Source organism: Acinetobacter sp. SWBY1 (assembly GCF_002946595.1).
GTDB classification, from domain to species: Bacteria; Pseudomonadota; Gammaproteobacteria; order Pseudomonadales; family Moraxellaceae; genus Acinetobacter; species Acinetobacter towneri.
In genome coordinates, this window is the sequence record NZ_CP026616.1 from 342,484 (window position 1) to 356,868 (window position 14,385).

Sequence of the window (14,385 nt, forward strand, 5' to 3'; positions counted from 1 at the left end):
AGGACTGGGGTGATCATGGCACAAATTATTGCGATTGCGAACCAAAAAGGTGGTGTAGGAAAAACCACAACCGCAGTAAATTTGGCAGCATCATTAGCTGTTTTGAAAAAGCGCGTTTTATTGGTCGATATGGACTCGCAAGGCAATGCCACCATGGGGTCGGGTATTCAAAAAAATGATTTGCTCTATTCTGTGACCGATGTATTGTTGGGTGAAGTACCCATTGAAACAGCGATTACCAAAGCAGAAGTTGGCTATAAAGTTTTGGGTGCCAATCGTGATTTGGCAGGGGTTGAACTGGTGATTGCTGAGCAAGAGGGGCGTGAGTTTATTTTGCGCAATGCCTTGCAAGAAGTTGCCAAAGACTTTGATTATATTATTGTCGATTGTGCGCCAAGTTTAAGCTTAATTACCGTGAATGCTTTGGCAGCAGTGCAAAGTGTGATCATTCCAATGCAGTGTGAATATTACGCACTTGAAGGTTTGGCTGACCTGACGCAAACCATTGACCGTATTCAACAAGCACTCAATCCTGATTTAGAAATTATTGGTGTATTACGCACCATGTATGATGCGCGCAATGCCTTAACCCGTGACGTGTCTGAAGAATTATCGCACTATTTTGGTAAAAAATTATACGATACCGTGATTCCGCGTAATGTACGCTTGGCAGAAGCACCTGCACACGGTTTACCCGTCATTTATTTTGAAAAAAGCTCGAAGGGTGCAGTTGCCTACCTGAATTTAGCAGCTGAAATGTTGAAAAAAAGCAAAGTGAAAAAAGGAAGTAAAGCATGACCACAAAAAAACGCGGATTAGCCAAAGGTCGTGGTTTGGATGCCTTATTGGGGTCAATCCAGAAAGAAAAATTACAACTTGAAGTGCAATCTTTAGATCATGGTCAGCTAAAACAAATTGATGTCAGTTTATTAAAACGTGGTGAATATCAACCGCGTCGCTTTATTCAAGAGCAAGATTTACAGGAACTGGCGGCATCTATTGAAAAACATGGTGTAATGCAGCCAATTGTGATTCGTCCTATTGATGACGAACTACATCCTTATGAAATTATTGCAGGTGAACGTCGCTGGCGTGCTGCACAGTTGGCAGGTTTAACTGAAATTCCTGCAATTGTGCGTGATTTGACCGATCAGGTCGCGATTGCTTTGGCATTAATTGAAAACATTCAGCGTCAAGACCTCAACCCAATTGATCAGGCAATGGCGTTACAACGCTTTCACGATGAGTTTGGCTTGAGTCATCAGGAAATTGCCGAAACAGTAGGTAAAGCACGTACCACGGTCAGTAATTTATTGCGTTTACTCACTTTGGCTGAGCCTGTTAAAGAGTTGATGCAGCAAGGCTTGCTAGATATGGGTCATGCACGTGCTATTTTAACTTTGAAAGCTAAAGATCAGCTCAAAGTCGCGCAGCATGTAATTGAAAAGAATTTATCGGTACGTCAAACCGAACAGTTGGTACGTGACTTTAATGCGCCAAAACAAGAAAAGCCGAAAACGGCTATTGCGCCTGATATTCAACAACTCACGCAACGTCTTTCTGAGCGTTTTAGTGCAGATGTTAAAATTGATTATAACAAGCAAGGTAAGGGCAAATTGACCATCAGTTATCACTCTCTGGAAGAGCTGGATGGTATTTTAAATATTTGCCTGTCCGATTAATTTTAATTCGTATTTTATTGGGGAAAAGCGAATGTGGGAATTGGTAAAAGCAGGTGGCTGGCTGATGCTGCCGTTGGTATTGTGCTCGGTATTTACCGTTGCAATTACCATTGAGCGTTTTATGCGTTTAAAGAGAGCAGGTATTTTGCCCAATGCGTTGTTGCTCAACCGCGGGCAAAGTTTAGCGACTGTGTTGCAACAACTGAATCAAAGTGCCAACTTAAAAAACAGTACATTAGGCCGTATTTTTGAGGCGGGTGCGCGTAATAAACAACAATCAGAACACTATGCGCGTGCACAAATAGAAGCGACAGCTTCACAAGAAATTGGTTATTTAGAAAAAAATATCAACTTCTTGGGTACGCTCAGTGCAGTTGCGCCATTATTGGGTTTATTGGGTACAGTGCTTGGGATTATTGAATCATTTTTAGTGATTGATGTGGGTGCAAGTAATCCAACCTTAATGATTCCAGGGATTTCTAAAGCCTTAATTACCACTGCTGCAGGTATGTTAATTGCAATTCCAGCCTTATTTGCCTATCGTTATTTTCAGCGTTTGGTGCAAGAATATACTGCTGAGTTAGAGCAGCAAGCGACTTTGTTTCACGCAGGATTATTTCATCAGAGTCAACCTCATCAGCTTGATGCGGATGTGCAACATGTGAAAAAAGTAAGCTAAGGTGAGTTTATGAAGTTCAAACGCTCGCAAGTTGAAGATATTCATATTAACCTGACCCCAATGATTGACTGTTTACTGTTCATCTTGGTGTTTTTATTGCTTTCAACCACATTTAACCAATTTAGCCGTATGAATTTAACTTTGCCAGATGCGCAAGGTGTACCACCAAAATCTTATGAACATAAAATTGAAGTGGTGGTAGATTCTTCAGGGCATTATTCTGTCAATGGTCAGGCGCTTTCGACTAAGGGAGTGGCAGATTTAAGCACAGCAATTAAACAAATCTCTCAAGATCGACGAGATTTAATGTTTATCATTGCTGCAGATGCCAAAGCCACTCATCAAGATGTGATTCGAGTGATGGATGTCGCAGGACAACTTGGTTTCGTCAACATCAATATCAGTACGAAAGTCCCAACTCGAGGTTATTAGTGAAGAAGGATTTACAGGTCTATCGCCGTCTTCTGAGATATGTGCTCCCATTTTGGGGTTTGGCAATCTTGGTGATTATTGGTTTCACCATCAATGCAGCCACAGAAGTATCAATAGCAAAACTCTTGGAAAAAATAATTAATGCCATTCAGGAGCGCGACCAATCTTTCACTACGTTATTTCCGCTGCTAGTCATTGCGCTGATGTTTTTCCGTGGTTTAGGAACTTTTGTTGGCGGCTACTATACCGCGGTGATTTCACGTAATTTGGTATTTAATATTCGTCAGGAAGTTTTTGCTAAACTGCTGCGCCTACCTGCGCAGTATTACTTAGATAATACCAGTGGGCACATTACTGCCAAAATTATGTATAACGTAGAGCAGTTGACCGCTGCATCTACAGAATCGCTGCGTACATTGGTACAACAGGGTTTGATTACACTCGGCTTGCTCGGCTATTTGCTGTATACCAACTGGCGTTTGACCTTATGTATATTGGTATTTGGCCCATTAATTGGCTTGCTGATTCGTAAAGCTGCAAAACGCATGCGTCGTTTATCTATTCAAGTACAAGACACCATGGGGGATGTAAACCACGTGGTGCAAGAAACGGTGAATGGTAATTTGGTCGTCAAAGGTTTTGGTGGTCAGACCTATGAACAAAGCCGATTTAAAGAAAACTCTTTAGAAAACCTGCGTCGTGGTTTAAAGATGGTGGCAGTGCAGCAATTGAACAGCCCTGTGGTGCAGTTCATTATGTCCATTGCTTTGGCAATTATTATCTGGATTGCCTTACGCCCAGAAATTCTACGTGATATTTCAGCAGGCGAGTTTGTAGCCTACATTACTGCCGCAGGTATGTTGAGCAAACCAATTAAAGCCCTTACCGATATTAATGAAAAATTACAACGCGGTTTGGCAGCGGCGCATTCGGTTTTTGAATTGCTCGATATGCCTGAAGAAGATAATCACGGGACGCTTACACCAGACTTAAAAGGTAATTTGCAATTTAAGAATGTGAATTTGGTGTATTCCGATGGGCATCATGCCATTCATGATTTCAACTTGGATGTCAAAGCAGGTGAAACTGTGGCTTTGGTTGGGCGTTCAGGTGCGGGAAAAACCTCATTGGTCAATCTGTTGGTGCGTTTTCAGGAAGTATCCTCAGGGCAAATTTTGTTTGATCAGCAGGATATTCGTGACATTGAGCTGAATAGCCTGCGTTCACAAATTGCGATGGTCAATCAGCAAGTGGTATTGTTCAATCGTACGGTACGTGAAAATATTGCCTATGGTCAGCTTGAAGGTGCGAGTGATGAAGCAGTGATTGCTGCAGCCAAAGCGGCTTATGCACATGACTTTATTATGGCTTTACCGCAAGGCTACGACACAGCATTAGGTGCGCAAGGTTTGAATTTGTCGGGTGGTCAGCGACAGCGTATTGCCATTGCACGTGCAATCTTGAAAAACGCACCAATTTTAATTTTAGATGAAGCCACCAGTGCTTTAGACAATGAATCTGAATACTTTATTCAACGTGCATTTGATGCGGCCATGCAAGACCGTACCACCATTGTCATTGCACACCGTTTATCTACCATTGAAAATGCTGACCGTATTGTGGTGATGGATCAAGGACGTATTTTAGAACAAGGTACTCATCAGGAACTCATAGCGCGAAAAGGTGCGTACTTCCAGTTGCATCAACGTAACTTCGAGGAACATTAATTCATGTCTTTGGCACAATTTATTCAGGACGCTTGGCAGCAACAAGCCAAATGGCTGGTTGTGCTTAGGCCCTTGTCTTTATTGTACCGTGGTGTGAGTTTGCTCAATCAAAATTTATATCGTTCAGGTATTAAAACCGCTTATACCGCGCCCGTACCTGTGATGGTGATTGGCAATATTACTGTGGGTGGCAGCGGCAAAACCCCTTTGCTGATTCACTTGGTCAAATATCTACAAAGTTTAGATGTTCGTGTTGGCGTGATTAGCCGTGGTTATGGCGGAAAAGGCCCATTTCCAGCCTATGTCAGCATTGACGCTAATGTTGACGTAGTGGGCGATGAACCGACTTTGATTGTGCAATCTACAGGCGTACCGATGGCTGTGGGGCCAAATCGTCAAAAAAGTATTGAATTGTTACTTGCACAGCATGAATTGGATTTAATTATTAGTGATGATGGTTTGCAGCATTTGGCTTTAAACCGTCAATTGGAATGGATTGTTTTAGATAATAATCGTGGTTTGGGTAACGAGAAAATATTGCCCGAAGGTTATTTGCGTGAACCAAAATCTCGATTAGAGCATGCCACGGTGATTGAACATGTAGCGCAACCGAGTTCTGAATTAAATATGCATTTGGCCGTTGCAGCGCCATACTTATTGCATCCCGCACAAGAATTAATTTTTGATCCGACCCAAAATTTTTATGCTGTCGTGGGCATTGGCTTTCCTGAGCGGTTTTATAAAACTTTAGAGTCGATGGGTGTGACCCAATTTCAATGTCATGAGTTTCCAGACCATCATGACTATGAAATTACCGATTTGCAGTTTGAAGACTCGCAACCGATGATTACCACAGAAAAAGATGCGGTCAAGTTATTGCCCCTGTTAAAGCAATATCCAGATTTTCAGCGCGAAATTTGGGTTGTACCTGTAGATGCAGTATTGTCATCGGCCTGCTATGTCACCTTACATCAACAATTGAAACAATTGGGTTTAAACCTGCCTGAAAGACCATGATAAGGAAAATTATGAAGCACATTGTTATCCCTGCACGTTATGCCAGTTCACGTCTGCCAGGCAAACCTTTACTGGAAATTCATGGTCGTGCCATGATTTTACGTGTGGTTGATCAGGCAAAAAAAGTGGCAGGTTTTGATGACTTGTGTGTGGCGACCGATGATGCCCGTATTGCCGAATTATGCCGTGCCGAAGGTGTAGATGTAGTGCTGACTTCGGCAGACCATCCATCAGGTACAGATCGTTTAAGTGAAGTGGCGCGCATTAAAGGTTGGGATAAAAACGATATTATCGTCAATGTGCAGGGCGATGAACCACTTTTGCCTGCGCTATTGGTGCAACAAGTGGCGCAGTTGTTAGAAGCTCAACCTGAATGCTCGATGTCTACGCTATGTGAGCCGATTCAGCAACTAGATGAATTTACTCGCGACAGCATTGTTAAAGTGGTCATGTCTAAACACAATCAGGCTTTGTATTTTAGCCGTGCCACGATTCCTTATGACCGCGATGGTGCGAAAGCAGCGACACCACAATTGCATGCACATGCGTATCGCCATTTAGGTTTGTATGCGTACCGTGTGGAATTGCTGCAAGAATATGTGACTTGGGAAATGGGAACACTGGAAAAGCTGGAAAGCCTAGAGCAATTGCGTGTCTTGGAAAATGGACATCGTATTGCCATTGCAGTTGCAGAAGCCAATTTACCACCGGGTGTAGATACCCAAGCAGACTTAGACCGTTTAAATGCAATGGATATTGCCCATTTTGAGTAAGTGAATCACCGACCATGCAACGTGATGTAATTGGACAAGTATATCCTTGGCAGCAACAAGTTTGGGAAAACCTGACAGGGCGATTTCCCAAAATGGGGCATGGTTTATTGTTTTTTGGCAAACAGGGTTGTGGTAAAGAAGCCTTTGCACAGCAATTTGTGGCTTGGATTTTATGCCAACAGCGTGATGTGCAGTCACAGCCTTGTGGTGAATGTAACAGTTGTCAGTGGTTAAAATCAGATACACATCCGAATTATGTCTATATCAGCACCGATGAAGAGAATAAAAAGCAAAACGCGAAAATTAAGATCGAGAAGATCCGTGATTTATTACCTTTTGTCCAGCAAACGGTAGATGGCTGGCGGGTGATTGTGATTGAACCTGCCGAAGCCTTAAATATTGCATCTTCCAATGCGTTGCTGAAAACCCTCGAAGAACCGGGTGATCGCATCGTGATTATTTTGCTGGCAGATCATTATCTTAAATTACCTGCAACCATTCGTAGCCGTTTGCAGCATTTTGCTTTAGACCGTATTGATGCTGCACAGGCTACGGCATATTTGCAGCAGCATTTGCCCGATTTAGATGCGAACAAACAGCAATTGTTGATGAATTTGTCTAATCAAATGCCATTGCAGGCTTTGCAGTTGGCACAGGCAGAATGGCTGGAACAGCGTACAGATTTTCTGAAAGACTGGTATAAACTGGTGACGCAAAAAAATATGCCGATGGCAATCGCAACCAAGTGGAACAAGGCGCTGAGCTTTACTGATTTTAGTCAGATGTTTGAATACTTGTTGTGTGATTTAATTTGTGTCAAGCTAAATCAAAGCATTAAAAATTTGGATTTAAGCACCGCTTTGCAGCATTTGGCTGAACAATATGACTTAGAAAGTCTGTTTGGTTTATATGCAGAATTACAGCAAGCCAAGCCAATGCTTGAGCAAAACGTGCAAAGTAATCTAGTGCTTGATCAATTATGTATTAAGTTGATGAATATTTAAGGGGAACATGATGCAACCACGTATGGGCGGTATTATTCAGGCCAATATTCCTGATGTCGAAACGCTATATTTAAGTTATATGCCATACGTTGTGGGCGGTGGCTTATTTGTACCCTCAAAACAACCTGTAAAAATGGGTGAAGAAATCTTCGTGCTTGCAACTTTGCCTGAACAATCACAAAAAATTCCACTTACAGGAAAAGTCATCTGGATTTCGCAAAAGCAAAACGGCATCAAATTGCAGGGCTTTGGCATTCAACTGAGCGGTGAAAAAGGCGTTTATTACAAATCTGAAGCCGAAAGAATCCTTGCGGGGCTTAAGTCTGACAACCGTAACAGTTACACTATGTAGGTTGTTTGCTTTTAGGAAAAAATCGTGTTTGTAGATACACATTGTCATTTAACGATGTTGGATTTAAGCCCTTATGATGGTGACTTAGATGCAGCAATTGCACAGGCACGCCTAGCGGGTGTGTCTAAAATTATGGGTATCTCTGTCGATTTAGACGATCATATTGCATTGTCAAAAATTGCAGCACGCCATGCCGATGTCGGTTATAGCGTGGGTGTGCATCCTTGTGAAAATGCAGAAAATATGGCGCGTGCCACCACCGAGCAACTGATTGCTTTAGCACAAGCAGACAAAGTCTGGGCTTTGGGCGAAACAGGTTTGGACTATTTTCACAGTACCGATTTTGTCGCAGAGCAAAAAGCCTGCTTTGCGCGGCATATTCATGCGTCACAAGCTGTAAAAAAACCTGTGGTGGTACATACCCGTGCTGCCAAGCAAGATACAGTAGATATTATCCGTGCGGAAAAGTCGACACATGGTGTATTACATTGCTTTACTGAAGACTGGGTAACTGCCAAAGCGGTGTTGGATTGCGGTTATTATGTGTCATTTTCAGGCATTGTTTCCTTCAAAAATGCGCAAGATTTACGTGATGTGGCCAAGCAAGTACCTTTAGACCGTGTCTTAATTGAAACTGATAGTCCATATTTGGCACCTGTGCCATATCGCGGTAAGACAAATGAGCCAAAATACGTTCCGTATGTAGCCAAAGCCCTAAGTGATGTATATGATAAGTCCTTAGAGGAAATGGCTTTCATAACAACACAAAACTTTGAAAACCTGCTCAAAGGACATTAATTTGCATAGTGGAATGATGCAAAAATTTAATGTGCTGGTGATATTAAAAATTTCCATTGATTGAATAGTGAAAAGAGAGTTTATCGGGTGAAGATGGATCGTCAGGCTCAGTTTCGAGCAAGAGAAACGTTAATTTTCCAAGTGGCAGAGCAGTTGCTTTTGGAAAATGGTGAAGCAGGAATGACCCTTGATGCTTTGGCAGCAGAACTGGATTTGGCCAAAGGTACTCTATATAAACACTTTCAAAGTAAAGATGAACTATATATGTTGCTTATTATTCGTAATGAGCGCATGTTGCTAGAAATGATTAAAGATGCGGAAAAACAGTTTCCTGAACATCTAGCATTTTTTATGCTGCATCACTTACATCATCCTGAACGTACTGTGCTTTTTCATCAAATTGAAGAACGCCTTTCTACAACGGGTGTTGGCATTGGCTTGTTGTTTAGTGAACTATATCAGGTTCGTAAAAGCCGATTACGCATCATTATCCGTATGACTGAACAATATTTGGAATCTATTAATAGTCACATGGAAGTGCGTGATTATCTGGCTTCAATTTGGGCACTTACGCATGGTGCGGCAGCCATTTTAAACTCAAGTTTCTATCAGCGTTATTTAGGTTCGCGGGATACTTTACGTGTGGCCTATATCGATCAAGCGTTGGCGATGCCCAAACAAGCACAATCTTTCGAGCAATTGAATTAATACGCTATGAACACACCACTATCTTCGGTTCGCGGTTTTACGCTCATTGAATTGATGGTGGTGATAGTCATTATGGCGATTATGGCATCGCTGGTTTTAATGAATATCGGTGGTGTTGATCAGCGTAAAGCCATGCAGGCACGGGAAGTGTTTTTATTGGATTTGCGTAAACTGAATCGTGAAGCCAATGATCAAGCGCGTATTTTTGCACTCAATTTGCATCAAGCAACCGATGTTTCAGCTGCGCGTTATGATGTGTTGGAATATCAGCCTTATGCCACAGAACAACAATTAAGCCTGCAAAATAATCAAAAATGGCAAAACTATGGCGAATTTAAAAGCAGAACGTTGCCTGAACAAGTTTCTATCCAAATTTTATCTTTAGAACAAAGCTATCCGAATGCTAACAATAGTGAGTTGCTGCAAGGTAATGCACCCGCACTGATTTGGCTGGGCAATGGTGAAACCAAACCTGTGCGTATTCAGTTCTATTTAGAACAGCGTCCTGTAGGTGCGGAAATAGAGGTCGATCATTTAGGAAAAATCCATGAAAGCTAAAGGATTTACACTACTTGAAGTTATGGTGGCTTTGGCAATTTTTGCAACAGCAGCTATGGCAATGACCAAAGTGGCGATGCAATATACCCAATCCACCGCCAATGCAATTTTAAGAACCAAAGCACAATTTGTGGCTTTGAATGAAGTGGCATTGATGGAAATGAATCGGCAATGGTTAAGTGGAACAGAGTCAAAGCAAGTGACACAACAGGGCGAAACATGGCAAATTGACAAGTCCACACAGCCAACCATTAGTCCGAATGTGCAACGTGTCGATCTTCAAATCAGTTTATATAATCAAGACACAGGACAAGTTGAAGCAGGAGTGACTTCTTTGGTGTTTTTTAATGCCCGTGAGCAGCAATCATGAGTACAAAGAAAGGCTTCACTTTAGTTGAGTTGCTAGTCGCTATTGCAATTTTTGCAGTGCTGTCTGCTTTGGGTTGGAAAGTATTTGATTATCTCGCCAAAGTCAAAGATCGCAATGCGATGCATGAAGCCAATTTAGAGCAGTTGCAAGAAAGCTATCAACAAATTTTACGTGACATGATGCAGGCTGTCCCACTAACGGCCAATATCAAAGGACAGCAACAACCTGCTTTAGTTTTACAAAATGGACGTTTTAATTTTAGTAAAACAGGGGTGACCGATCCTTTGCAGCAGGGTATTTCACCCCATGAGCGCGTAGAGTATCAATATCGTGCCGATGAAAAGAAATTGTATCGTTTAAAATATCGTAATTTGCATCAAACGGGCAATGATCAGCCTGAGTCGAGCGTGATGTTAGATGAAGTCGAAGCTTTTGAGATTGTGGTATTAAATCCAAATGAATTAAGTAGTTGGCCTGAAAGCAGTGTTGATTCGCAGCAAATTGAACAATTAAGGCTACTCCCGAAAGGAATAAAAATAAATTTAACCGTGCGTGACGTGCAATATGAATGGATATTTAGCTTATTGCAGACTGATTTTTTAAAGAAGAAAGACAATTAAAGGCACAGTGGCAATGTATTCAAAATCGACTCAGCGCTTAGGTAGCATCATCAAATCACAAAAAGGCATCGCCTTGATTACGATATTGATGTTGGTTGCTTTAGCCACGATTTTGGCCGCGACCATAGCCAAACGGCAAATGTATACCAGTGAAAATACCGCGTATTTGATGCGTCAAAATCAAGCATTGTTATATGCTAAAAGTGCCGAAGTGTTTTTTGCAGAATTACTACAAGATGATGCTGAAAATGCAGGTCAAGTCGATCACTTACAAGAAAACTGGGCAAAACCAATGCCGCCATTTCCAGTCGAAGATGGTTATGTATCGGGTGTGCTGCAAGATGAGTCGGGGAAATTTAATTTAAATAGTTTGCTGACAACCGAAGATCAGGTAAATGAAAAAGCAAAAAAATATTTTGAAAAACTGTTGCAGCGTGTCGGGCTACCTGCGCAATTAAGTGAAGCCGTGATTGACTGGCAAGATGCAGATGATGCACCGAGTGGCGCAATGGGGGCAGAGTCGAGTTATTACCAAGGTTTGCCAACCCCTTATTTACCGCCGAATAGCTTATTTCATAGTGTTGAAGAATTAAAACAAGTTCGTGGCTTTGAGGGAGCGAAGTATCAGCAAATTGCGCCTTATGTAGCTGCCTTGCCAAAACGGGATACCACTATCAATATTAATACTGCACCTGCTTTGGTTTTGGCGAGCTTAGATGAAAAACTGGATGTGGTTAACGTGCAAAATCTACTTGATCGTCGGAATGCCAATTTGGAGCACTTTAGCAATGTAAATGCTTTGTGGGAACTAGATGGCTTTCAAACTGTCGATAGCGCGCTCCGCAATGAATTTACAAGTTTATTGGGTGTGCAATCACAATATTTCAAAGCCAAAATTGAAGTGGTGCTGGGCGAGCGCAAACGTCAATTTAGCAGTGATTTGGTGCGTAGTGAAAAATCTGTCAATGTTAGTGGGCGAAGTCTGACGCCATTTTAAGTATCATCATTAACCTTGTGCTGCTATTTAGATGTAAATGCATTGCATGTCTGTGCTGAAACTGATCATTACGATTTTTGTCTGGCAATCTGTGGGCTAAAATTGGCTTATTGTTCACGTTTTGCATTATACTTAAAAAGAATATCCCCCAAATATTTTGATGACGTTAAGACCCATGTTAATTCGAAAGTTATTTAAGTTTGAAAATGCGCATATTGTGCGTAATTGCACTTCAGACCGCTGTAAGCGCTCGATTCATGGTCATAGCTATAAAGTAGAATTGTTACTGAAAGCTTCAAAACTCGATCATGGACAAATGGTGTATGACTTTGGTTTGCTTAAAGGTGTAATCAAAGAATTATTTGATGCTTTTGATCATGCCATTTGTTTTTGGGAGCAGGACGATCCTGCATATATTCAAGCCTGCAAAACGTTCAGCGCACGTTGGGTTTCTTTACCAGTATCGCCATCGGCAGAGCAGTTTTCACGTATTTTCTTTTATTTGGCACAGCAAGTTTTGGCATCGACCATCACACAAAATGGGGAGGGTGATGTAGAGGTCTATTCTGTAATTGTGCATGAAACCGATACTGGCTATGCACAAAGCTTTTTGGAAGATATTGAAAATGCGCAGATGGGATTGCTGAGTCTGGATCAAATTCATTTCTCTGAGCAAGTGCAGACAGAGTGGTCAGACCCACAAATGTATGAAAAATTAAAACAGGGGATGACATTCCAAAACCCGAATGTCGAGTTACAAGTTAAACTTTAAATCACATCATTAGACATCAACAAGGATTGATAGCGGTATGTCTTTTACTGAGCAGCAATATGCGAGCTTAAATAAAGTTCAGTTAGATGAGAGTTGGAAATACAATCTAGCTGAATTTTTATTGAGTCCACAAATGGATGCGCTACGCGGTTTTTTGTTGCAGGAAAAACAACAGAATAAGGTGATTTATCCACCAAGTTCACTGATATTTAATGCTTTAAATACCACGCCTTTAAATCAGGTGAAAGTCGTGATTATTGGGCAAGACCCTTATCATGGACCTAATCAGGCACATGGACTTAGTTTTTCTGTACAAAGAGGGGTTGCATTGCCACCATCTTTGCGTAATATTTTCCATGAGTTACATACAGATTTAGGTGTGCCTATTCCAAGACACGGTGATTTAACCCATTGGGCAGAGCAAGGGGTATTGCTGCTCAATAGCGTGTTAACGGTAGAAGCAGGACAACCAACCTCGCACCAAAAGCAGGGTTGGGAAGATTTTACAGATCATGTGATTGATGTGTTAAATCAACAACGTGAGCATATTGTGTTTATTTTGTGGGGCGCGTATGCACAACGTAAAGGACAACGTATAGATCCAAATAAACATCTGATTTTGAAGGCAGCGCATCCATCCCCATTGGCAGCAAACCGCGGTGGTTTTTTTGGATGTAAAGTATTTTCAAAATCAAATAATTATCTTAAACAAAATGGCATTGAGCCTATAGACTGGCAGCTGGACGCATGACACATTCTCCCATTTCTAAAGAATATCATCCAGATTTAATTGTCGAAGAAGCAAATAACGGTTGGCGCATTGTACGTTTGAATCGCCCAAAATCTTTGCATGCTTTAGATGAATCTATTGTTTCTGCATTATTGGCAGTATTTGAAGACTTTCATACCGATGATAGCGTAAAAGCAATTTGGCTAGATTCGACCACACCAAAAGCATTTTGTGCAGGCGGTGATGTGCGTAAATTACGTCAGCTTGTCATTAATGATGAGGTTGCAACTGCCAATAAATTCTTTGAGCAAGAATATGCGTTGGACTTGTTGCTACATAACTATGCCAAGCCTGTTTTAGTGTGGGGTGAAGGTTATGTCATGGGTGGTGGCTTAGGTCTATTTATGGCTGCACCATTCCGTTTGGTGACACCGTATTCACGTTTAGCTATGCCAGAAATTAACATTGGTTTATACCCAGATGTAGGGGCAACTCGTTTCTTGGCTGACCGTGGTGCGATTGGCTTGTTCACAGGTTTAACGGGTTCAATTATGACTGCTGCAGGTGCGTATGGTATTGGTTGGGCAACCCATATTTGTGATGCACAACGCGCTTCTGTATTAGAAAAAGTCATTAATATTGACTGGAATCATTACCCTGCAGGTGACTTCCGTGCCATTGATGATACCTTGAACAGCATGCACCGTCCTGTAGGGCCTGGGCCGCTACAGAATTCTTTGGATGTGATTCAAAGCGTGTGCCGTGGTGTGAGTTTTGAAAGTGATTATGAATCCATCATTGGTCTAAGCGATGCACGTAGCGATTGGTTACGTCAAGCCAGTGAAAACTTGCAAAAAGGTTCACCAACCACAGCAGCTTTAACGTGGTTACTATGGCAATGGGGTAAGAAGGTTCACGCTTGGAATGAAGTGTTTGAACTGGAAACGCAAATTTCAGACTGGAAAATTCGCCACGCAGATTTTGTCGAAGGTGTGCGCGCACGTTTGGTCGATAAAGACCTTGCACCAGCTTGGCAGCAAAATGGGCCAGTGCAGCTCAAAACCATTTTTGCAGACAATCCACCTGTGACGAGCATTGAAAGCTGGAATGAGTTATTGAAACAATACGAGATTATTTAATTCGTATTGATTTTTACTCATATTTAA

General features: G+C 41.7%; 18 protein-coding genes. All 18 read left to right on the plus strand.

Annotated elements, in window-relative coordinates:
• Positions 1 to 15: 15 nt before the first annotated feature.
• The 18 genes from C3Y93_RS01650 to C3Y93_RS01735 all read left to right on the plus strand — a co-directional run bounded on the left by C3Y93_RS01650 (position 16) and on the right by C3Y93_RS01735 (position 14,358).
• Positions 16 to 798 (plus strand): ParA family protein, encoded by a 783-nt coding sequence (locus C3Y93_RS01650; RefSeq protein WP_104851888.1) that lies wholly within the window; start codon positions 16 to 18, stop codon positions 796 to 798.
• Positions 795 to 1,682, plus strand: a complete 888-nt coding sequence (locus C3Y93_RS01655) for a ParB/RepB/Spo0J family partition protein (protein WP_004976817.1) — start codon at positions 795 to 797, stop codon at positions 1,680 to 1,682. Before C3Y93_RS01650 ends, C3Y93_RS01655 begins: the two co-directional genes overlap by 4 nt.
• Positions 1,683 to 1,713: 31 nt before the next feature.
• Positions 1,714 to 2,361: a MotA/TolQ/ExbB proton channel family protein gene (locus C3Y93_RS01660; RefSeq protein ID WP_104851889.1), complete on the plus strand. Its 648-nt coding sequence runs from the start codon at positions 1,714 to 1,716 to the stop codon at positions 2,359 to 2,361.
• Between the two features lie 9 nt (positions 2,362 to 2,370).
• Positions 2,371 to 2,793 carry an ExbD/TolR family protein gene (locus C3Y93_RS01665; RefSeq protein WP_070154593.1) on the plus strand — a complete coding sequence of 141 codons (423 nt, stop codon included), beginning with the start codon at positions 2,371 to 2,373 and terminating at the stop codon, positions 2,791 to 2,793.
• Positions 2,793 to 4,520: a lipid A export permease/ATP-binding protein MsbA gene (msbA, locus tag C3Y93_RS01670; RefSeq protein ID WP_104851890.1), complete on the plus strand. Its 1,728-nt coding sequence runs from the start codon at positions 2,793 to 2,795 to the stop codon at positions 4,518 to 4,520. The genes C3Y93_RS01665 and msbA overlap by 1 nt, the downstream gene beginning before the upstream one ends.
• Positions 4,521 to 4,523: 3 nt before the next feature.
• Positions 4,524 to 5,537, plus strand: a complete 1,014-nt coding sequence (gene lpxK / locus C3Y93_RS01675) for a tetraacyldisaccharide 4'-kinase (protein WP_104851891.1) — start codon at positions 4,524 to 4,526, stop codon at positions 5,535 to 5,537.
• A gap of 11 nt (positions 5,538 to 5,548) precedes the next feature.
• Positions 5,549 to 6,310: a 3-deoxy-manno-octulosonate cytidylyltransferase gene (gene kdsB / locus C3Y93_RS01680; RefSeq protein ID WP_104851892.1), complete on the plus strand. Its 762-nt coding sequence runs from the start codon at positions 5,549 to 5,551 to the stop codon at positions 6,308 to 6,310.
• 14 nt (positions 6,311 to 6,324) lie between these two features.
• Positions 6,325 to 7,314 carry a DNA polymerase III subunit delta' C-terminal domain-containing protein gene (locus C3Y93_RS01685; RefSeq protein WP_104851893.1) on the plus strand — a complete coding sequence of 330 codons (990 nt, stop codon included), beginning with the start codon at positions 6,325 to 6,327 and terminating at the stop codon, positions 7,312 to 7,314.
• 10 nt (positions 7,315 to 7,324) lie between these two features.
• The gene (locus C3Y93_RS01690; RefSeq protein WP_026438361.1) at positions 7,325 to 7,666 is read left to right on the plus strand and encodes a PilZ domain-containing protein; all 342 of its coding nucleotides are present in this window, start codon (positions 7,325 to 7,327) and stop codon (positions 7,664 to 7,666) included.
• A gap of 24 nt (positions 7,667 to 7,690) precedes the next feature.
• The gene (locus C3Y93_RS01695) at positions 7,691 to 8,464 is read left to right on the plus strand and encodes a TatD family hydrolase (protein WP_104851894.1); all 774 of its coding nucleotides are present in this window, start codon (positions 7,691 to 7,693) and stop codon (positions 8,462 to 8,464) included.
• A 93-nt stretch (positions 8,465 to 8,557) separates the two neighbouring features.
• Positions 8,558 to 9,172, plus strand: a complete 615-nt coding sequence (locus C3Y93_RS01700) for a TetR/AcrR family transcriptional regulator (protein ID WP_004976797.1) — start codon at positions 8,558 to 8,560, stop codon at positions 9,170 to 9,172.
• Between the two features lie 6 nt (positions 9,173 to 9,178).
• Positions 9,179 to 9,730 (plus strand): type II secretion system protein, encoded by a 552-nt coding sequence (locus tag C3Y93_RS01705; protein ID WP_104851895.1) that lies wholly within the window; start codon positions 9,179 to 9,181, stop codon positions 9,728 to 9,730.
• Positions 9,720 to 10,100 (plus strand): type II secretion system minor pseudopilin GspI, encoded by a 381-nt coding sequence (gspI, locus tag C3Y93_RS01710; protein WP_004976793.1) that lies wholly within the window; start codon positions 9,720 to 9,722, stop codon positions 10,098 to 10,100. Before C3Y93_RS01705 ends, gspI begins: the two co-directional genes overlap by 11 nt.
• A complete protein-coding gene (gene gspJ, locus C3Y93_RS01715) occupies positions 10,097 to 10,720 on the plus strand; it encodes a type II secretion system minor pseudopilin GspJ (protein WP_104851896.1) in 624 nt (207 codons plus the stop codon). The genes gspI and gspJ overlap by 4 nt, the downstream gene beginning before the upstream one ends.
• Before the next feature lie 13 nt (positions 10,721 to 10,733).
• Positions 10,734 to 11,717, plus strand: coding sequence for a type II secretion system minor pseudopilin GspK (gspK, locus tag C3Y93_RS01720; RefSeq protein ID WP_171287376.1), 984 nt, complete (start codon positions 10,734 to 10,736; stop codon positions 11,715 to 11,717).
• Between the two features lie 175 nt (positions 11,718 to 11,892).
• On the plus strand, positions 11,893 to 12,489 hold the full coding sequence (locus tag C3Y93_RS01725; protein ID WP_104851897.1) for a 6-pyruvoyl trahydropterin synthase family protein: 597 nt from the start codon (positions 11,893 to 11,895) through the stop codon (positions 12,487 to 12,489).
• 37 nt (positions 12,490 to 12,526) lie between these two features.
• Positions 12,527 to 13,240 carry a uracil-DNA glycosylase gene (gene ung / locus C3Y93_RS01730; RefSeq protein WP_104851898.1) on the plus strand — a complete coding sequence of 238 codons (714 nt, stop codon included), beginning with the start codon at positions 12,527 to 12,529 and terminating at the stop codon, positions 13,238 to 13,240.
• Positions 13,237 to 14,358, plus strand: a complete 1,122-nt coding sequence (locus tag C3Y93_RS01735) for an enoyl-CoA hydratase/isomerase family protein (protein WP_004976784.1) — start codon at positions 13,237 to 13,239, stop codon at positions 14,356 to 14,358. Before ung ends, C3Y93_RS01735 begins: the two co-directional genes overlap by 4 nt.
• Positions 14,359 to 14,385 lie beyond the last annotated feature (27 nt).